Source organism: Bartonella sp. AD13SXNS (genome assembly GCF_042196465.1).
Classification (GTDB): Bacteria; Pseudomonadota; Alphaproteobacteria; order Rhizobiales; family Rhizobiaceae; genus Bartonella.
Map to the genome: position 1 here is coordinate 16,625 of NZ_JBHIQI010000013.1, position 20,092 is coordinate 36,716.

Sequence of the window (20,092 nt, forward strand, 5' to 3'; positions counted from 1 at the left end):
TATGGTATCAGATATCTTGATTGTTGATGATGAAGCGGATATTCGTGAACTTGTTGCTGGTATTTTGGATGATGAAGGCTATGAAACGCGTGTTGCTTGTAACTCTGATGAAGCATTAGCTCAAATTAGTGAGCGTATTCCAAAGCTCATTTTTTTAGATATTTGGTTACAGGGGAGTCGCCTCGATGGTTTAGCGTTGCTTGATGAAATTAAAACACACTATCCAGCTCTTCCGGTCGTTATGATCTCTGGTCATGGTAATATTGAGACTGCCGTTTCTGCTATAAAGCGAGGGGCCTATGATTTCATTGAAAAACCTTTTAAAGCTGATAGACTTGTATTGGTTGCAGAGAGAACACTTGAAAACTCAAATTTAAAACGTGAGCTTTTAGAATTGCGAAAACGTTCAAACGAGACATTGGAGCTGCTCGGAAAATCAGCAGTTATAAGAAATTTGCGTCAAATCATAGAAAAAGTAGCGCCAACCAATAGTCGCATCATGATAACAGGTCCTTCAGGAGCGGGAAAAGAGACTGTTGCACGAGCTATTCATGCATTCTCAACACGTTCAAATGGGCCATTTGTTACAATAAATGCAGCAATGATTACTCCGGAAAGAATGGAAATAGAGTTGTTTGGCAGCGAAATGGAGGGAAGAGAGCGCAAGATCGGTGCCTTGGAGGAAGCCCATGGTGGAATACTTTATCTTGATGAAATTGCTGATATGCCACGTGAGACTCAAGGTAAGATTCTTAGGGTGTTAACGGGGCAAACATTTGAGAGAGTTGGCGGTACAAAACGTGTTAAAGTAGATGTTCGTATCATTTCTTCGACAGCGCAAAATCTTGAAAACCTCATTTCTGACGGGCGCTTTAGAGAAGATCTTTTCCACCGTCTTTCCGTTGTTCCCATTACTGTTCCGCCCCTTTCTGCTCGTCGTGAAGATATTCCAGAACTTGTCCATCATTTTGTAAAAACAATATCACAACAGGTTGGGATTAAGCCACGTGAAATCAGTGATGATGTGATCGCTATTTTGCAAACGCATGCTTGGCCGGGTAATGTAAGACAATTACGTAATAATATTGAGCGTCTTCTTATTCTTGTGCGGGATGGGGATGGTCCTATAACAGCGGATTTTCTTCCCAGTGAAGTGAATGATTCTTTGCCACGTCTTCAAATGGATTCGGATGAGAGTATAATGGATTTACCGTTGCGTGAAGCACGAGAATTGTTTGAAAAGAGATATTTAGTGGCGCAGATTGGACGTTTGGGTGGAAATATATCGCGTACTGCTGAATTTATAGGCATGGAGCGTTCAGCTTTGCACCGTAAACTTAAAGCGCTTGGAGTTTCTTAAAGCCTATGCGTGTTATTATTTGCGGAGCAGGACAGGTTGGTTATGGGATAGCAGAGCGTCTTGCTGCTGAAAATCACGATGTTACTGTTATTGATATTGAAACAAGATTAATTGAAAAGATTCGCGATACATTGGATGTGAGAGGTTTTGTTGGTCATGGTTCACGGCCTGAAGTTCTTTTGGCTGCAGATGCAGACAAAGCTGATATGTTGATTGCTGTCACTTTGTTTGATGAAGTGAATATGGTTGCTTGCCAAGTAGCACATTCATTATTTAATGTTCCCACAAAAATTGCTCGTATTCGCTCACAATCTTATTTAGAACCGCGTTATAAGACGCTTTTTTCTAGAGAAAATATTCCCATTGATGTAGTTATTTCACCAGAAGTTGAAGTTGGAGAAATGGTTTTACGCCGTATTGCTTTACCTGGTGCAATAGATGTTCTTTATTTTTGTAATGATGATATTGTTGCGTTAGCCTTGGAATGTATGGAAGATTGTCCCGTTATTAATACACCTTTGCGTCAATTAACAGAGCTTTTTCCAGATCTTCAAACAACGGTTACCGCTATTAAACGTGGCTCGGAATTATTGATTGCACATTCAGAAACACAATTACGTGTCGGTGATATAACCTATCTTGTTGTTGCTCGTGAACAGATGCGTCGTGCTGTTGGGCTTTTTGGTCATAAAGAACAAGATGCTCACCGCATGATTATTGCAGGGGGGGGGCACATTGGCCTTTATGTTGCTCAGGCTATTGAAAAGCGTCTCCATAAATTAAAATTGAAGATTATAGAATCGCATAGAGAAAGAGCCCTCACAATTGCTGATCAGCTTGAAAAAACAACTGTTTTATATGGTAATGTGTTAGATCCAGTCATTCTTCAAGATGCAGGGATTGATCAAGCCGATTTAATGATTACATTGACCAATCAAGATCAAGTTAATCTCTTAAGCGCTATTATTGCTAAAAGGTTGGGCTGCAAAGCTAATATGGTATTGATTAATAATGTTGCCTACCAAGAATTTAGTCGTGCTGTTGGTGTGGATGCCTATCTTAATCCCCATAGCGTTACAATATCGAGAATTTTGCAACAAATGCGCCGTGGGCGTATTCGTTCTGTTCATTCCGTTTTTAATGGTCGCGCAGAAATTATTGAAGCTGAGGTGATGCAAACATCTTCATTGGTTGGGAAGTCATTATCAGAGCTCAATTTATCAGATGGTTTGAGAATTGGTGCAATTTATCGCAATAAAACAATCATACAGCTTTCGGCGGATATGCGTATTTTGTCCGGTGATAGAATAGTGATTTTCGCTCTTGCGGAGTGTGTTCGCGATGTTGAACAACTCTTTCGTGTAAGCTTAGAATATTTTTGATATATGATCTATGGATATTTGTACTTTTTGGTATAGTGGGCAATTAAGATTGGTGGATAGGCTTTGTTTGTCCTCAATGGTTAAAACTGGACAGCGCGTTAAGCTTTTTAGTTATGATAAAGACATAGATAATCTGCCTGCTGGTGTTGAGTTGCATGAAGCCGAATCAATTGTACCACGCTCAGCAATTTATCGCCTTGATCCCAATTTTTCTGATGATAAACTAGGATGTACAATTGTTCAGTTCTCAGATTTTTTTCGTGTTATGCTGATGAAATATCAACAAGGTGTTTGGTTAGATACAGATGTTTACCTTGTTAAACAATTTCATCCAGATACGAATAAGGTTTGGTTGGCAAGAGAAAATAATATAAGAGTGGGCGTTTCTGCACTTTATTTTCCGCCCGATAACCCTATTATAAAAGTATTTGAAGATTATTGGGCGGGTACAGAAATTATTCCTTATTGGCTTGGGTTTAAGCGTCGTGTTTGGAGGCCGTTCTGGCTAAAGAGGAAAAAAATGCCGATTTTACCAGGAAATCTTGGCGTTACGATATTTGGTAATGATGGTATTTCACGATTAGCAAAAAGATATGGTTTTTTTCATGAAGCAAAGGGAAAGGAAACTTTTTATTATTGGACTGGGCGAAAGTCTGAATATATCTTTGAACCAGCTTTTGGCGTAAAACGAACCAGCTTTTGGCGTAAAACCGCTCACCGATTCACGCTTGATAGGATTTCATATTCACAGAAAGACAAAGACGACGCAAAAACCTCAGGAAGGAAGTTTTTACCATTGGGCGGTATCTCGCATTCCTGATATTCATGATTTTTTTAGGTAGAGTTATTATTGCTATTTTAATAATTGGGATTTTAATCTATCCTAAACAGCTTTTGATTGTAGCTTGCACAAGAGAGTAATGTTAGCCTATGGATAAAAACATTGAATGTGTAAAGAGCGATTGTTATATGAACGGAAAGTAAAAATATGAGTGATCCAATGAAAACAACATTAAGCCTTGTTCCTATGGTTATTGAACAAACCAATCGTGGTGAACGGGCCTATGATATTTTTTCCCGTCTTTTAAAGGAGCGGATTATTTTTATTAATGGTCCTGTTGAAGATGGTATGGCAATGCTTGTTTGTGCACAATTGCTTTTCTTGGAAGCGGAAAATCCTAAAAAAGAAATTAATCTTTATATTAATTCTCCAGGTGGTGTTGTGACGTCTGGTATGGCTATTTATGATACTATGCAGTTTATTCGTCCTCCTGTTTCTACGCTGTGCATGGGGCAGGCGGCATCTATGGGGTCTTTATTGTTAACAGCTGGAGCAAAGGGTCATCGTTTTACATTGCCAAATGCGCGTATTATGGTGCATCAGCCATCTGGTGGTTTTCAAGGCCAGGCTTCAGATATTGAACGACATGCACAAGATATTATAAAGATGAAACGGCGCTTAAATGAAATTTATGTTCAACATACAGGTCAAGATTATGAGGTCATTGAAAAAACTCTCGATCGCGATCATTTTATGACAGCAGAAGAAGCCAAAGCGTTTGGCTTAGTTGATGATGTTATACAATATCGTGCAGAAACTGAAAAAGAAGAAAAAGATTAAGAATTTTTATAGAAAAAATAGCTACTTTAAAATAAAGAGTTTTATAAAAATATCGCAAAGTTTAGAGAAACACCTAAAAATATTGAGACATGCATGGTTTTCTATATGTCTTTTAGTTTTCATGATGAAAAGCTTCCTTTGAAAAGGCGAAGTGTTCATATATCGTGGTGAAAGGAAAGAAAAATGAGCAAAATTAGCAATAGCGGGAACGAATCAAAAAATACTCTCTATTGCTCGTTCTGCGGCAAGAGTCAGCATGAGGTGCGTAAGCTCATTGCGGGTCCTACTGTATTTATCTGTGATGAATGTGTAGAGCTTTGCATGGATATTATTCGGGAAGAAAATAAGTCTTCTGGGGTTAAGGTGCGTGATGGTGTTCCTACTCCACAAGAAATTATAACAGTTCTTGATGATTATGTTATTGGTCAACAGCATGCAAAGCGTGTTCTTTCTGTTGCTGTTCATAATCATTATAAACGGTTGGCGCATCAGTCTAAAAGCAATGATATTGAGTTGGCTAAATCAAATATTCTTCTTGTTGGTCCAACGGGCTGTGGTAAAACTTATCTCGCACAAACATTAGCACGTATTATTGATGTGCCTTTTACGATGGCGGATGCAACCACTTTGACTGAAGCAGGCTATGTGGGTGAAGATGTTGAAAATATTATTTTAAAGCTTCTTCAAGCTGCGGATTATAATGTTGAACGTGCGCAGCGTGGTATTGTTTATATTGATGAGGTCGATAAGATTTCTCGTAAAGCAGATAATCCTTCTATTACAAGAGATGTTTCGGGAGAAGGAGTTCAGCAAGCGTTATTAAAGATTATGGAAGGAACGATTGCTTCTGTTCCTCCACAAGGTGGACGTAAACATCCGCAACAAGAGTTTCTTCAGGTTGATACCACAAACATCTTATTCATTTGTGGGGGAGCTTTTGCAGGTTTAGAACGGATTATTTCAGGGCGTGGTGAAAAAACTTCTATTGGTTTTTCTGCGACTGTTAAGGCACCTGATGAGCGTTGTGTTGGTGAGATTTTTCGTGATTTAGAGCCTGAAGATCTTATAAAATTTGGTTTAATACCAGAGTTTATTGGGCGTCTTCCTATCGTTGCTACCTTAGAGGATTTAGACGTTAACGCCCTTGTACAAATTTTATCACAACCTAAAAATGCGTTAGTAAAGCAATATCAGCGTCTTTTTGAAATGGAAAATGTTGAGTTAGCATTTCATGAAGATGCTTTACGTGTTATTGCGAAGAAAGCTATTGAACGTAAAACTGGTGCACGTGGTTTACGTTCTATTATGGAGAAGATCCTTCTTGAAACGATGTTTGAACTACCAGCTCTTGAAGGCGTTCAAAAAGTGGTTATTTCGAGTGATGTGGTTGATGGGAAAGCGCGTCCTCTTTATATTTATTCAGAACGTGCAGAAGATAAAGAAAATGTATCAGCATGACATTGTGCGATGGACAATATAAACGGTATTTCTAATGATATCGTTATAATGCTTGATTTATGTGTTAGCAATTACCACTTCATGTATTATGAAGGGCTTAAAGGTTTTTAACGGTGGGTTTGTTATTGTAGATAGCTCATAGGCTCCAGAAAGGAGAATTATGCAATATATTGATGAAAAGACAGATGAAATAAGAGATGGGGTTTATGCTGTTTTACCTCTTCGTGATATTGTTGTCTTCCCCCATATGATTGTTCCACTTTTTGTGGGCCGTGAAAAATCAATTCGTGCTCTTGAAGAAACGATGGCGGTTGACAAGCAAATACTCTTGGTGACACAAAAAAATGCTTCTGATGACGATCCAAAATCAGAGGATATTTATCATATTGGTACATTTGCTAATATTCTTCAACTTTTAAAGCTTCCTGATGGTACTGTAAAGGTTTTGGTTGAAGGAACTGCACGTGCAAAAATTAGTCAATTTGCTTTAAGTGAAGATTATCATCAGGCTTTTGCAACTGTTATAGAAGAACCTAAAGAGAGTGATGTTGAGATTGAGGCTCTTTCAAGATCAGTGATTGCTTATTTTGAAAATTATGTAAAGCTTAATAAAAAAATCTCTCCTGAAATTGTTAATGCAATTGGCCAGATTGATAATCCTTCTAAGCTTGCAGATACGATTACCTCTCATTTGATGATTAAACTTGGAGAAAAACAGGAGATACTAGAGCTTTTACCTGTACGGGCCCGTCTTGAACGTATTTTGTCCTTCATGGAAGGGGAAATTTCCGTTTTACAGGTTGAAAAACGTATTCGTTCACACGTTAAACGACAAATGGAAAAAAACCAACGAGAATATTATCTCAATGAGCAGATGAAGGCTATTCAAAAAGAGTTAGGAGCCGGTGATGATAGCCGAGATGAGCTCTCTGAATTAGAAGAACGTATCAAGAATACAAAACTTTCCAAGGAAGCACAGGAAAAAGCTGGAACAGAATTGAGAAAATTACGCAATATGTCTCCTATGTCTGCAGAAGCGACAGTTGTACGTAATTATCTTGATTGGTTATTAGCAATGCCTTGGGGCAAAAAATCTAAGATTAAAAACAATTTAGATTTTGCTGAAAAGATCATGAATAATGAACATTTCGGTCTTGAAAAAGTTAAGGAGCGAATTATTGAGTATTTGGCCGTACAAAGTCGCGCATCAAAGATAAAAGGTCCCATTATTTGTTTGTTAGGTCCTCCTGGTGTGGGGAAAACATCATTGGCTCGCTCTATTGCAAAGGCAACAGGGCGTGAATATGTTCGTATTTCGTTGGGAGGTGTACGGGATGAAGCAGAAATTCGCGGACATCGCCGAACATATATTGGTTCGATGCCTGGAAAAATTATCCAGTCTATGAAAAAAGCAAAAAAATCTAATCCGCTTTTCTTGCTTGATGAAATTGATAAAATGGGACAAGATTTTCGGGGGGATCCTTCATCCGCTTTATTAGAAGTTCTTGATCCTGAACAAAATGGTACATTCATTGATCACTATTTGGAAGTTGAATATGATCTTTCTGATGTCATGTTTATCACAACGGCAAATACGCTTAATATTCCAGGTCCATTAATGGATCGAATGGAAATTATTCGTATTGCGGGTTATACTGAATGTGAGAAAATGGAAATTGTTAAACAGCATCTTTTACCAAAGGCGCTAAAAGATCACTGTTTGTCTAAAAAAGAACTCAGCATTTCTGATGGAGCACTCAGGTCGATTATTCAGTTTTACACACGTGAAGCAGGAGTTCGTAACCTTGAGCGTGAGCTCATGAAAGTTGCCCGTAAATCTGTTACAAAAATTCTCAAAACACATCAAAAATCTGTAAAAGTTACAGAAAATAATATCAATGATTTTTTGGGTGTTAAACGTTACCACTATAATCAGATTGAAGGAGAAAATCAAATTGGTGTTGTGACAGGCCTTGCGTGGACAGAAGTTGGTGGAGAGTTATTGACCATTGAAGGGGTCATGATGCCCGGCAAAGGCAAGATGACTGTAACTGGAAATTTACGTGATATCATGAAAGAGTCCATTTCAGCAGCAGCATCTTATGTACGTTCTCGTGCTATTGATTTTGGTATTGAACCTCCACTTTTTGAAAAACGCGATATCCATGTTCATGTTCCAGAGGGAGCGACACCCAAAGATGGCCCCTCTGCTGGGATTGCAATGGTGACAGCAATTGTTTCGGTACTTACAGGGATAGCTGTGCATAAAGATATTGCAATGACTGGTGAAATTACTTTACGTGGACGTGTTTTACCAATTGGTGGATTAAAAGAAAAACTTTTAGCAGCTCTTCGAGGAGGGATAAAAAAAGTCCTTATTCCTGAAGAAAACGCAAAAGATTTGGTTGATATTCCTGATGATGTCAAAAATAACATGGAAATTATTCCGGTAAATCATGTGAGTGAAGTTTTGAAACAGGCTTTGGTTCATTTTCCTGATACTATTGAATGGAAGGAGCCTTCTACAGTGGCTGTCCCCATCAGATCAGAGGGCAGCGATAGTGAAGGAATACAGATTGCGCACTGATTCATTCGTCTCATTTATTGAGTGCATTTTTTTAAGTGGCAGAGGGCGTTGTCGTGGTTATGATTCCGTTTTTTGTTGAAAAAAGTGAAAAAATCCGTGAATAACTGTGATTATTGCTAAAAAACAATGTTTTGTATAAAAATAAGACTTCTGTTTGCTGTACTTTTCAATAAACTGACTAATAACATGATTAAGTCATGTTGTCAGGTAATATAGGGAAAGGAAATGTTCTATGAATAAAAGTGAATTGGTTAGCTCCGTTGCTGAAAAGGCAGGCGTTTCGAAAGCGCAAGCTGGTGCTGTTGTTGATGCTTTTATGGCTTCTGTAACAGAAGCTTTGGCTTCAGGGGGAGATGTTCGTCTTCCAGGTTTTGGCTCTTTTGAAGTTTCTCATCGTGCTGCTACGAAGGGGCGTAATCCTTCAACTGGTGCTGAAATCAATATTCCAGCGCGTTCTGTCCCAAAATTTTCTGCAGGAAAAAGCCTTAAAGAAGCAGTTAATAAAAAATAATTTAAATGACATTTAAAAAACCCGATTTATTTATAAGCGGGTTTTTTAAACGCGTGTATTATGCGCGTTTTTCATATAAAAATTCTGAATCTTTGCGGTATTTTTCTTATTTATATATTTTGGTATTTTTAATGATTTTAAATATTGCGTAAAATACCGTAGATTTGGAGTGGATTGTTTTTAGCCATTTTTAATGGAATAGAGCACTGTATCGTTTATAAAATGTGATGGGAGCTTTTGTTATACCTTAAAGTTCTTGATCTTTATTTAAAAACAAAGACCTGTAAATAGTGTAAGACGAAAAGCTCTATGAAGTGTATAAAAGCTATTATATAACACCATTTTTACGCTTAATAAAAGAGTAAGGTTGGTGTCATCATGCTATTTTTCAGTTCCTATACTGTTGTGACGAGCTTTCAGCATTTGAGATGAATTCACAAGGAGTAGTTTTATTCATTTTTTCATAGTTCTTTATTTACACACTAACTTCGCTTGCGAAGCACCAAGCGGATGATTTTCATTATTTTACCATAAGATGAGTTTGAAATAAAAGAATTTTACGATATTCAGGTTTTTCATGCAATATAGAAAGATACAAATTATTATTATAAATCAATTCATTGTAAATTGATAAAGTAGCATCATCATTCTTTTTCGTTTTTAATATTGTGATTTTTCTTGGTGCTTGAAATGAGAAAGAGATTGGGCTCTGTCTTAAAATATTTTTTCTTCCTGTCTTTATTTCACGTGTGATATGCAAGCGAGCGTTTTGCTTTCATCACACAAGAGTTAAAATGAGAGAATATCACAAATTTTGAGAGAGGAAGTTAAAAAACAGAAAACTTCTGTTATCAAATAATATATATTATATAGTATAAAGTTATTAATAGTTATAAAATCACAGCTTTATTTGCGTATTTTCTATCTATTTATTCTTTATTACTATAATATATTTTATATAATTATTTTATTTTTAGTCATTGAATCATAGTAAATCGTTTATAGCGAGAAAGTTTTTTATAGCATCTACGTTATAGAATAAATAACGAAACATAGAGAAGTATTCATGGATTGGAGAAGACAGTAAAAGGCTTTAGAATGACTTTTTCATGAGAGTCATAGAGATTTATTAGAGAGGCGAATCGTGTGTTTTTGATCAACAGAAGCTCTTTGATTCTTTATTTGCTAACCACTGAATACAATCATTGAGGGCTCTCGCTGTTATAACTTGCTTTTTTGCTAATTTTTTTTCTTTACTTGGTAAGCGTTTTTCTGAATGTTTAATAGAAGTAATAGGGGGAAAGAGTCCGAAATTGATATTCATTGGCTGAAAGGATTGTCTTTCTGTTTCTTCTATTACAATATGCCCCCCCGTAATATGATGCAAAAGGGCACCGAATGCAGTGGTTTGTGGGGGGAGGCAAGGACAGTTATGATGATATTCTGCAGCGGCAAAATGTCCAGCAAGAAGCCCTATTGCAGCTGATTCTACATAACCTTCACATCCGGTAATTTGTCCTGCAAAGCGTAGTCGTTTTGTTTGTTTTAAACGAAGGGTTTGATCAAGAATGATTGGAGAGTTGAGGTAGGTATTGCGGTGAAGACCACCAAGACGCGCAAACTCTGCTTTTTCAAGACCGGGAATCGTTCTAAAAATGCGAATTTGTTCACCATATTTCAGTTTTGTTTGAAAGCCGACCATATTGTAAAGGGTTCCAAGTTTATTATCTTGGCGTAATTGAACAACAGCATAAGGTTTAACTGTAGGGTTATGGGCATTGGTTAAGCCCATAGGTTTCATAGGTCCATGTCTTAAAGTTTCAAGTCCGCGTTCAGCCATAATTTCAATGGGTAGGCACCCATCAAAATAGGGTGTTTTTTCAAAGTCACGAAACTCTGTTTTGTCGGCATTTTTTAACGCTTGAACGAATGTTTCATATTGTTCTTTATTTAAGGGACAATTAAGGTAATCTTTTCCTGTTCCTTCAGGACCAATTTTATCATAGCGAGATTGATACCAACAAATATTCATATCAATACTATCGGTATGGATAATAGGTGCAATAGCATCAAAAAAAGAGAGCGATTCTGTTCCGGTTATTGCTTGTAATTCTTGAGCAAGTGCAGATGAGGTAAGGGGACCTGTTGCAATGATAACATGTTTCCAAGCTTTAGGAATTTTTTGAACTTCTTCACGTTTGATTGTTATAAGAGGGTGGTTTTCTAGTGCTGTTGTAACGGTTTTTGAAAATCCATCACGGTCAACGGCAAGAGCACTCCCTGCAGGGACTTTATTGGTATCAGCAGCTTTCATAATTAATGATTTCGCTAATCGCATTTCAGCATGGAGAAGTCCTACGGCATTTGTTGATGAATCATCGCAACGAAATGAATTTGAACAAACCAGTTCTGCCAAATGACCGGTTTTATGGGCATCTGATTTTTTTAGGGGTCGCATTTCATGCAAAATAACAGAAATTCCTGACTGAGCGATTTGCCAGCTTGCTTCACACCCTGCAAGGCCGCCACCGATGATATGAATTGGAGTATCAAATGTCTTTAACATAATCGACTTTTAGCGTAAGCAGCCGTGTATGAAAAGCGTAGATTTTGTTTTTGTTATTTGTAAGAATGATGTGTATTTGTTTTTTTTAAATATATTTGTTTGCTTTTTTTCTGTAATTAATGGTATAGAGACGCCGCTTGTATAAGGTTATTAGCTTGTCAGTTTGGCGGATGTGGCGAAATTGGTAGACGCACCAGATTTAGGTTCTGGCGGGAGACCGTGGGGGTTCGAGTCCCTCCATCCGCACCAAAGCAATCCCTTAAGTGCTACGGATTTCTACGTGTCTGGAATTCCGCTTCATGGTAATGTAACACTCGAAGTGTTAGAATGTAATGATTATTAGAGTGGGCATATCCCTCTCCTTAGAAAAATGAAGGTGTTTAATGCAGGTTACCGAGACGCTTAATGAAGGACTGAAGCGCGAAATTAAGATCGTGGTTCCAGCGAAAGATTTAGAAAAAAAGTTGAATGAACGGTTGGATGATACCAAGGGTAAGATCAAGCTTAATGGTTTTCGTCCGGGTAAAGTGCCTAGTGGGCATTTGCGAAAAATGTATGGTAAATCTTTAATGGCGGAGATTCTCAATGAGATACTCAGTGAGGCGCCTCGTTCTATTTTAGCGGACCGTAATGAACGTGCAGCGATGCAGCCAAAAATTGACATAGATGAAGATGAAAAAATTCTAGATGGCGCTGCCGATTTTACTTTTAGTTTAAAGTATGAAGTTTTACCAAAAATTGAAATTAAAGATTTTAAACATATTGAAGTTATCCGTGAAATTGCAACTATCCCTGAACAGGAGATTGATGATCAAGTCAAACGCGTCCTTTCTTCTACACGTAATTATTCCCTAAAAGAGGGGGCTTCTGAAGAAGGTGACCGTATTACCATAGATTATCAAGGTAAGCTTGAAGGCGTTCCATTTGAAGGTGGGGCCGATAGTGATTCACAACTGATTCTTGGGTCAAAACAATTTATTCCTGGCTTTGAAGAGCAATTAGTTGGTGTGAAGGCTGGGGATGCAAAAACGATTTCTGTTAAATTTCCTGATAATTATAGTGCGGCATATTTGGCGGGAAGAGAAGCAGAGTTTGATATTACTGTTAAAGCTATTTTTAAACCAGATGAATTAAAAATTGATGATGAAGCAGCGCAAAAAGTTGGTTTAGAATCTCTAGATCGTTTACGTGAGGTCATTCGTGAACAGATTGAAAGCCAATATGGTTCAATGACACGTCAAAAAATTAAGCGTCAAATTCTTGATGCTTTAGATGCTGATTATAATTTTGAGATTCCTGAAGAGCTTTTAGAAATTGAGTTTAGCAATATATGGGCTCAGGTTAATGATGATTTGAAAAAGGCTGGACGCAGTTTTGAAGATGAAGGTGTGACAGAAGAGAAGGCTCGGGAGGAATATCGTGTTCTTGCACAACGTCGTGTTCGTCTTGGTTTAGTGCTTTCTGAAATTGGAGTAAAGGTTGGTGTTAAAGTTAGTGAGGATGAGCTAAAGGCAGCTGTTTTTGATCAGGTTCGCCAGTATCCTGGACAAGAGAAAGAAATTATGGATTTTTTCCGTAAGACGCCAGAAGCTGTTGAAAATCTGCGTGCTCCAATTTTTGAAGAAAAGGTCATTGATCATTTATTGGCACAGATAAAAGTTACGGATAAAGAAGTGACGGTTGAAGAGTTGATGAAAGAATATGACGAATCAGATGTTATTGAAAAAAAGCCAGCAAAGAAAAAATCTGCAGTGAAGGAAAAGTCCGCAGAGAAAACATCAGTTAAGAAAAAGGCTCCTAAAAAAGCTTAATATTTGCGCGAATAAAATAAGTTCGATAGAATCAGGCTTTTTATGAGATTTATATCGTAGGATTGCACTGAGAATGGTTTTAGATAAGCCATGAAGTATGTTTTAAAATATTGGTAATGGATTGGCAATGAGCATCATTGATACGCGTATTCCTGATTCTAAGCGTTTTATTTCTGGAGTTACAGGTGATTGGGAAGTCATAATTGGCATGGAGGTTCATGCGCAAATCATATCAAATTCGAAACTTTTTTCAGGAGCATCCACCAAATTTGGAGCAGAGCCAAACAATCATGTATCTCTTATTGATGCAGCTATGCCAGGTATGTTGCCTGTTCTTAATCAGGAGTGTGTTCGTCAAGCGATTCGAACGGGGTTAGGATTAAAGGCGCGTATTAATTTAAAATCTATTTTTGATCGCAAGAATTATTTTTATCCAGATTTACCGCAGGGATATCAGATTTCTCAGTTTCACTATCCCATTGTAGGAGAGGGGAAGATTATCATATCTGTTGGTCCAGATTCGAATGGCCAATTTGAGGATATAGAAGTGGGAATTGAGAGGTTGCATCTTGAACAGGATGCTGGAAAATCGATGCACGACCAACATCCAACGATGTCTTTTGTGGATCTTAATCGTTCTGGTGTTGCTCTTATGGAAATAGTTTCCAAGCCTGATATGCGCTCATCAGATGAAGCCAAAGCCTATATGACAAAATTGCGTACAATTGTTCGTTATTTAGGTACCTGCGATGGTAATATGGATGAAGGTTCTATGCGTGCGGATGTCAATGTATCCGTTCGTCGCCCTGGTGAAAAGTTTGGAACGCGTTGTGAGATCAAAAATGTTAATTCTATTCGCTTTATTGGCCAAGCAATTGAGTATGAAGCGCGTCGTCAGATCGCAATTTTAGAAGATGGAGGCGTCATAGATCAAGAAACTCGGCTTTTTGATGCGGCTAAAGGTGAAACACGCTCTATGCGCTCAAAGGAAGAAGCGCATGACTATCGTTATTTTCCTGATCCTGATCTTTTGCCATTAGAATTTGATCAAGCTTTTGTGGATGCTTTGGCAGCGGATTTACCAGAATTGCCCGACGCTATAAAAGCACGTTTTGTTACTGAAATGGGACTGACAATGTATGATGCCTCCATTCTTGTGACAGAAAAGGCTATTGCTGATTATTTTGAAGAAGTTGCTCGTGGTCGGGATGGAAAAATAGTTGCCAATTGGGTGATTAATGATCTTTTAGGGGCTTTAAATAAAGATAATCGTGAAATTGAAGAGTCTCCAGTCTCGCCACATCAATTGGGAAGCATTATTGATCTCATAAAAGAAGAAATTATTTCTGGAAAAATTGCCAAAGATCTTTTTGAGATTATTTGGAATGAGGGGGGAGATCCACGCCAAATTGTAGAAGAGCGCAATATGAAGCAGGTGACAGATATAAAGGCTATTGAAAGAGCTGTTGATGAGATTGTTGCCAATAATTCTGATAAAGTTGCGCAAGCAAAGCAAAAACCTGCTTTAGTTGGTTGGTTTGTTGGGCAAGTAATGAAAACAACAGGTGGTAAGGCAAATCCTCAAACTGTTAATGAGTTGGTTAAGATAAAACTTGGTATAGATTAAATTTTATGGGGTGGAGAAGAATCCATAAATATGATATGTTCTTGAAATTAAGGGAGAGAAAGTTATCCTATCAATTGGAGTTGTGGCTGAATTTACCAGTAACTTTTTCGGTAATTTCAAGGAGTAAACAATTGTATTCCAACGATTGATTTCATGAACATACTGAAGAAATGGAATAGAAAATGGCTCATTTTTTAAAACAAATCTTTACGTGGTGGAGTGGTAATACCATTGGTACGCGTTTTTTTACATGGCGAAAAGGTAAGCGGATAGGGGAAGATCAATCTGGAAATATATATTATGAGGGGGGATATCATAAGGATGGTTATCCGCGTCGTTGGGTTATTTATAAAGATTATTCTGAAGCTTCTACTATTCCACCAGGTTGGCACGGCTGGATACATCATCGCTGTGAGTGTCCACCAACACAGGAAGATTATCATCCACATGAATGGGAAAAGCCTCATGTCGCAAATATGACAGGTACGGGTGAGGCCTATCGACCAAAGGGGGCTATTCCTTACAATGATGAGCGTCCTTGTGTGCATGGAGATTATGATGCATGGTCACCTAAAAAATAAAATGTTTTAATGTGTGTGTGTATTTTTGTCTTATTTGACTCCATTTTATGACAAGAGTTATTTTTAAGGTGCGATTGATTTTGATATGATGAGGTTTTTTTTATTGTTAGGGTTGAGGCATTTTATATATATTTTTTTAATGGAAGTTTTAGTGTTTTTATCCTTAAATGGTGGGGTACGGGCTGAACGTGTTAGCAATGGAATTGCTGTTTTTGCAGGTCTTGATAAAATCACGGGGCGGACCACACGTTTTGAAGTTACTCTTGGTGAAATTTATCAATACGGTGCATTACAGGTAACACCCCGTGCTTGTTATACGAGCTCTAAAGATGAGCCAACGCGTACAACTGGTTTTGTTGAAGTCAACGAAGTAACATTAGATAAAAAAATACGACGTATTTTTACAGGATGGATGTTTGCAGATAGTCCTGGTTTGAACGCTGTTGAGCATCCTATTTATGATGTGTGGTTAAAAGATTGTAAGCAGAGTTCTCAAAATCTACCTCTTCAATAATTGGTGTTTTATGTATTTTAATACATTGATTTGTAATGATTGTTTGTTGTTTTACAACTTAAAAGAGAGGCTTAGATTTCTATAATTTTTTCATTTTAAACTTTCTTATATTGAATCAATTAAGACCATTCTCTTGTACATTACAAGTGGCGAACGTACGGATAAGGCTGTTTAAGAAAGGAATGAAAGTTTTTCTTATGAACCATTTAAATACAAGGACGCACCATTGAAATCAACACATTGTTTTTTCGAGTGTTTTATCCTATTATGCTGTAAAACGCCGTTGTTTAGAGTGGTGATATAAGGCGTGAAAAGCTTTGCATATTAAGTGTTTTTAGATATCGTGATTAGTTTCAGGGCATGGTTTGTCTGTCGCGCCTATGAAGTGAGCTGCATGAGTGATTAGCAGGAGAAATCCGCCGAGAGAAGCTAGGCTGTTGACAGTCCGGTGACGGGTAGGGATCTCTGTTTTTTGAGGTGTGGGGAGGAACCTAGAAACATTAGAACTGTCGTGAAAAACATTGATCATTCTCACTTCTTTCTAATTATTGAAAAAGGATAAGATAATGATTAGGAGGTGCTAAACGCAATAGGAGCGCATCATATCCCCAATTGGCAGTTAAACTTAGAAATATCAAGATGATATAACCAATGACCATTGCTGTTTAGTGTCCATAGGGCGCTGCATCCGCTATATATCCCTAAAAAAGAATGAATAACACTAAAAGACTACTCCCTGCTATAAACTCTGTTGAAATAATAACCGGTTTACGAATAAGCAAAAGAAAAAGGAAAAAAGACGTGTTTTTTCAATGTTTTATGTAATATTTTACACACGATAAAGAACACTCTATCGCATTAGTGTTATTAGAATTGATTGTTTGGAAATTGGATTTTTTTCTTTTATATTTAATTGGTTAGTAGATAGAGTATTCATTCTCTCCCCTCTTATATTTGTATCTATAGAACGCTTTAGCTACATGATATATTTTACTTTATTCACGATGATTTATATAGATAATTATTTCAATTTTATGATTTTTTAGTGCTTTATGTAATATGTTTTTTTATTTTTAAAAAATAGTCTCCCGCGCCTGTTAATTACGCTACTGTAGCAACCGTATTGACAACATTATCGCTTTCATAGACCTCACTGTTTATTCCACTACTTAGTCTTGTGATTTTTGCATTCCCATAAATTTTTCCTCTAATTGATCCATGGCCAGAAATTTTTGCATTATATGAGGCGATTCTTGAATTATATCTGTTAGAGGTGAAATAAAAGGTTTGTTCTTATTTGTTAAAGAGATAAACCGACGTTTTTGCGTTTATGGGGGAAGAATACAGATATACTAAATGAATACGTTATGAAACACCAATTATTATATCTAGAGAACGCAAATATGTTGGTAGTTTTTTATTCTTATGGAGATGTCGTTTTTCATTCAAAGCGTCAAACTATATTGTTGGAGCGACTGAGATTAATTGAGATTTAAGCTTATTTAAAATCTCAAATGAAGCATAGTTAGTATATTTCTGGCAAAAAGAAACATTTATGTATTTGACTTTTTATTATATAGAGCGCCTCATAAGTGAGTTTGTTTATTTGTAAATTCTTGTATATTGCATTACAAATTTCACATTTAAAAAAGCAGGATAGCACTAATTTTGTAAATCATATTCTTGATATTCATGCTTTTCAAAATCTTTTGTATAAGATACATCTGTTTTCACGGTGAGCTATTGAAAATTTTAAAAGGGGAGGCAGAGAAATTCAAGTTGAAAACTTTTCCTTATTCAAGATGAATATATCTATTTTGTGTAAGAATTACCAATTTTCTAAAGAATATGAGATTTTATATAATGAAAATTTCTGATCCTCAGTATAATTATGCTTTCCGATTGCCGAAACAACCCAAAGAACCTTTATTGAAGGTTCCATTTATTATAGTTGTTTTGATAGCATTTTGTTTTTGTCTTTTTTGCATTTCTCAGTATTTTTTTTCTCATCAGGTTTATGTTGAAAGCCTTGAGTTTTTTTCATTTATACCAGCATTGTTTAAGAGGGATCCTGTAGCATTTAGTTATACCATGGTGAGTTATTCATTTATGCATAGTAGTTTTAAACATGTTGCTCTTAATATGGTTTGGCTTTTGGTTTTCGGCTCTCCTTTAGCAAGGCATTTTGGTGTTTTACGTTTTTTAATTTTTTGGGTGTTAACGGCAGTTATTTCTGTTTTGACTTATTTTACATTTCATCAAGAAAGTACCATATCACTTATTGGGGCGTCAGGTGCCGTATCTGGAATGATGGGTGCTATTGCACGTTACGGTTTTCCTAGTGGTAATCTAGTTGTCAATGCGCAGAACGAAAAACTTTTGGGACCTTTATTGTCTGTCAAAAAAGCTCTGTGTTCTAAGGGGGGGCTTGTTTATATGAGCGTATGGCTGACGACTGATTTGATCATAGGTATTTCTTCTATTTTGTTTGAAGAAAATGGCATCTCAATAGCATGGGAAGCTCATATTGGTGGTTTTTTGGCGGGTTTTTTGTTGGTTGGCTTTTTTGATGTTTCAAAAAAAATTAAAAATTAGAATCTAAGATATTTATGTGCCACATAAAGCGCTATTGTTGCTGCATTTGAAACATTTAATGATTTAATATTCCCAGGCATATCAAGGCGTGCTAAAGCGCAAACGGTTTCACGTGTTTTTTTACGCAAGCCTTTACCTTCTGCGCCTAAAACAAGAGCAATTTTATTACCTGTTAATGTTATTTCTAAAGGTTGTCCACCTTCTGAATCGAGACCAAAGCTTGTAAAACCTGTTTGATGGAGTTCTTGAAGAGCTTCAGCAAGATTTCTCACGGTGATATAATGAATCATTTCCAGAGCTCCTGATGCAGCTTTTGCAAGAACACCGCTTTCGTGGGGAGAATGTCGACAAGTTGTAATAAGTGCTTTAGCTTTAAATGCGACTGCAGAGCGCATAATAGCGCCAACATTATGTGGATCGGTAATTTGATCCATGACAATGACAAGATCAGTATTGGTTAGTTCCGATAGTTTGCATGGTTTGAGAGGAGAAGTTTCCAACACAACACCTTGATGAACTGCTTCACTTCCAACCAGCGAATCAAGATATTTGGGTGTGCATAGTGTAACAGGGCAAGGATAATCTGATTCGGATATATTTAATCGTTTTAAGGCATTTTGTGTAACATAAAGACATTTAAAAATTCTTTTTGGGTTTTTTAAAGCAGCATGAACGGAATGAATGCCATAAAGACGGATTATCCCTTGCTGTAAAGAAGCGGCTTCCTTCTTCGGGTGTGTAAAAGATCGAAAAGAAGAGCTTTTTGTATCCCGATATTGGCGACGTAAACGAGCATAATGAGAATTTTGTGATGTTTTTTCTTTCATAACTTCTTTATAGCGTGTTAATAAGAAAAATAGATATAAAAAATCTATGATTTAAAGTTATGAGCAGGAAATTTGTACAGAATTGTATTTATTCTGTTGACAGATACAATAGTAATCGTCATAACCACTTCGCAATCAGGTTGAATTGGATGAGTATTCAAAATGGTTGTCGTGATGCCTCATCGCGCGACTTTAACGGTGTAATGGAGGGGTGCCCGAGTGGTTAAAGGGGGCGGACTGTAAATCCGTTGCGTATGCTACGTTGGTTCGAATCCAACCCCCTCCACCATTCATCGAAGGAGTGTTAGTACATGGATCATGCGGGTATAGCTCAATGGTAGAGCAGCAGCCTTCCAAGCTGAATATGCGGGTTCGATTCCCGCTACCCGCTCCAAATAGTTGTTGATGATTAGGCAAGTAGGTATAATGGAGGATGTTCCATTATAGAAGTAGGCGGGCTTTACCGTCTAAGAGTTGTGGTAATTGGGCTGATTGACAGTTCGGTTGAATTCAATTCTGCAGGTCTGTTTTTAGGTGCTAACAAAAGTAGAGAATAAAACAAGAGATTAATAGCGATGGCGAAGAGCAAATTTGAACGTACAAAACCGCATGTTAATATTGGTACGATTGGTCACGTTGATCATGGGAAGAC

The 20,092-nt window shown here is 37.2% G+C and carries 13 protein-coding genes, 3 tRNA genes and 2 pseudogenes; 16 read left to right on the plus strand and 2 right to left on the minus strand.

Annotation, left to right across the window (positions count from 1 at the left end; translation table 11 throughout):
- The first annotated feature begins 1 nt into the window (after position 1).
- The 7 genes and pseudogenes from ACFIMQ_RS07765 to ACFIMQ_RS07795 all read left to right on the plus strand — a co-directional run bounded on the left by ACFIMQ_RS07765 (position 2) and on the right by ACFIMQ_RS07795 (position 8,919).
- Positions 2–1,360, plus strand: coding sequence for a sigma-54-dependent transcriptional regulator (locus ACFIMQ_RS07765; RefSeq protein ID WP_375609611.1), 1,359 nt, complete (start codon positions 2–4; stop codon positions 1,358–1,360).
- A 5-nt stretch (positions 1,361–1,365) separates the two neighbouring features.
- Complete coding sequence (gene trkA, locus ACFIMQ_RS07770; protein WP_375607657.1) at positions 1,366–2,742, plus strand: Trk system potassium transporter TrkA; 1,377 nt, start codon at positions 1,366–1,368, stop codon at positions 2,740–2,742.
- Between the two features lie 10 nt (positions 2,743–2,752).
- A pseudogene (locus ACFIMQ_RS07775) lies at positions 2,753–3,584 on the plus strand (hypothetical protein).
- 146 nt (positions 3,585–3,730) lie between these two features.
- Positions 3,731–4,363: an ATP-dependent Clp endopeptidase proteolytic subunit ClpP gene (gene clpP / locus ACFIMQ_RS07780; protein ID WP_375616836.1), complete on the plus strand. Its 633-nt coding sequence runs from the start codon at positions 3,731–3,733 to the stop codon at positions 4,361–4,363.
- Positions 4,364–4,546: 183 nt separating this feature from the next.
- Complete coding sequence (gene clpX, locus ACFIMQ_RS07785) at positions 4,547–5,821, plus strand: ATP-dependent Clp protease ATP-binding subunit ClpX (protein WP_007347127.1); 1,275 nt, start codon at positions 4,547–4,549, stop codon at positions 5,819–5,821.
- Positions 5,822–5,981: 160 nt separating this feature from the next.
- Complete coding sequence (gene lon, locus ACFIMQ_RS07790; RefSeq protein ID WP_375703750.1) at positions 5,982–8,408, plus strand: endopeptidase La; 2,427 nt, start codon at positions 5,982–5,984, stop codon at positions 8,406–8,408.
- 232 nt (positions 8,409–8,640) lie between these two features.
- On the plus strand, positions 8,641–8,919 hold the full coding sequence (locus tag ACFIMQ_RS07795; protein ID WP_212112126.1) for an HU family DNA-binding protein: 279 nt from the start codon (positions 8,641–8,643) through the stop codon (positions 8,917–8,919).
- A 1,156-nt stretch (positions 8,920–10,075) separates the two neighbouring features.
- Here ACFIMQ_RS07795 and trmFO read toward each other — a convergent pair.
- Entirely contained in the window at positions 10,076–11,485 is a 1,410-nt protein-coding gene (gene trmFO, locus ACFIMQ_RS07800; protein WP_375703751.1) for a methylenetetrahydrofolate--tRNA-(uracil(54)-C(5))-methyltransferase (FADH(2)-oxidizing) TrmFO, read from the minus strand.
- Between the two features lie 166 nt (positions 11,486–11,651).
- Here trmFO and ACFIMQ_RS07805 point away from each other — a divergent pair.
- The 6 genes from ACFIMQ_RS07805 to ACFIMQ_RS07830 all read left to right on the plus strand — a co-directional run bounded on the left by ACFIMQ_RS07805 (position 11,652) and on the right by ACFIMQ_RS07830 (position 18,613).
- Positions 11,652–11,734 (plus strand) — tRNA-Leu (locus ACFIMQ_RS07805).
- A 134-nt stretch (positions 11,735–11,868) separates the two neighbouring features.
- Positions 11,869–13,296, plus strand: a complete 1,428-nt coding sequence (tig, locus tag ACFIMQ_RS07810) for a trigger factor (protein WP_375703752.1) — start codon at positions 11,869–11,871, stop codon at positions 13,294–13,296.
- Between the two features lie 127 nt (positions 13,297–13,423).
- A complete protein-coding gene (gene gatB, locus ACFIMQ_RS07815; protein WP_375616840.1) occupies positions 13,424–14,923 on the plus strand; it encodes an Asp-tRNA(Asn)/Glu-tRNA(Gln) amidotransferase subunit GatB in 1,500 nt (499 codons plus the stop codon).
- A gap of 182 nt (positions 14,924–15,105) precedes the next feature.
- Positions 15,106–15,504, plus strand: coding sequence for an NADH:ubiquinone oxidoreductase subunit NDUFA12 (locus ACFIMQ_RS07820; RefSeq protein WP_375703753.1), 399 nt, complete (start codon positions 15,106–15,108; stop codon positions 15,502–15,504).
- An 88-nt stretch (positions 15,505–15,592) separates the two neighbouring features.
- A complete protein-coding gene (locus ACFIMQ_RS07825) occupies positions 15,593–16,018 on the plus strand; it encodes a DUF2155 domain-containing protein (RefSeq protein WP_375616846.1) in 426 nt (141 codons plus the stop codon).
- Between the two features lie 1,863 nt (positions 16,019–17,881).
- Complete coding sequence (locus tag ACFIMQ_RS07830; protein WP_375703754.1) at positions 17,882–18,613, plus strand: rhomboid family intramembrane serine protease; 732 nt, start codon at positions 17,882–17,884, stop codon at positions 18,611–18,613.
- Here the strand turns inward: ACFIMQ_RS07830 and ACFIMQ_RS07835 are convergent.
- Complete coding sequence (locus tag ACFIMQ_RS07835; protein ID WP_375616843.1) at positions 18,610–19,440, minus strand: TrmH family RNA methyltransferase; 831 nt, start codon at positions 19,438–19,440, stop codon at positions 18,610–18,612. The two genes, ACFIMQ_RS07830 and ACFIMQ_RS07835, sit on opposite strands and share 4 nt — an antisense overlap.
- A gap of 205 nt (positions 19,441–19,645) precedes the next feature.
- Here ACFIMQ_RS07835 and ACFIMQ_RS07840 point away from each other — a divergent pair.
- From ACFIMQ_RS07840 to ACFIMQ_RS07850, 3 genes and pseudogenes are all read left to right on the plus strand, one after another.
- Positions 19,646–19,729, plus strand: a tRNA-Tyr gene (locus ACFIMQ_RS07840).
- A gap of 31 nt (positions 19,730–19,760) precedes the next feature.
- Positions 19,761–19,834: transfer RNA gene (locus tag ACFIMQ_RS07845), tRNA-Gly, on the plus strand.
- 181 nt (positions 19,835–20,015) lie between these two features.
- Positions 20,016–20,092, plus strand: a pseudogene (locus ACFIMQ_RS07850) (elongation factor Tu); the annotation flags it as partial.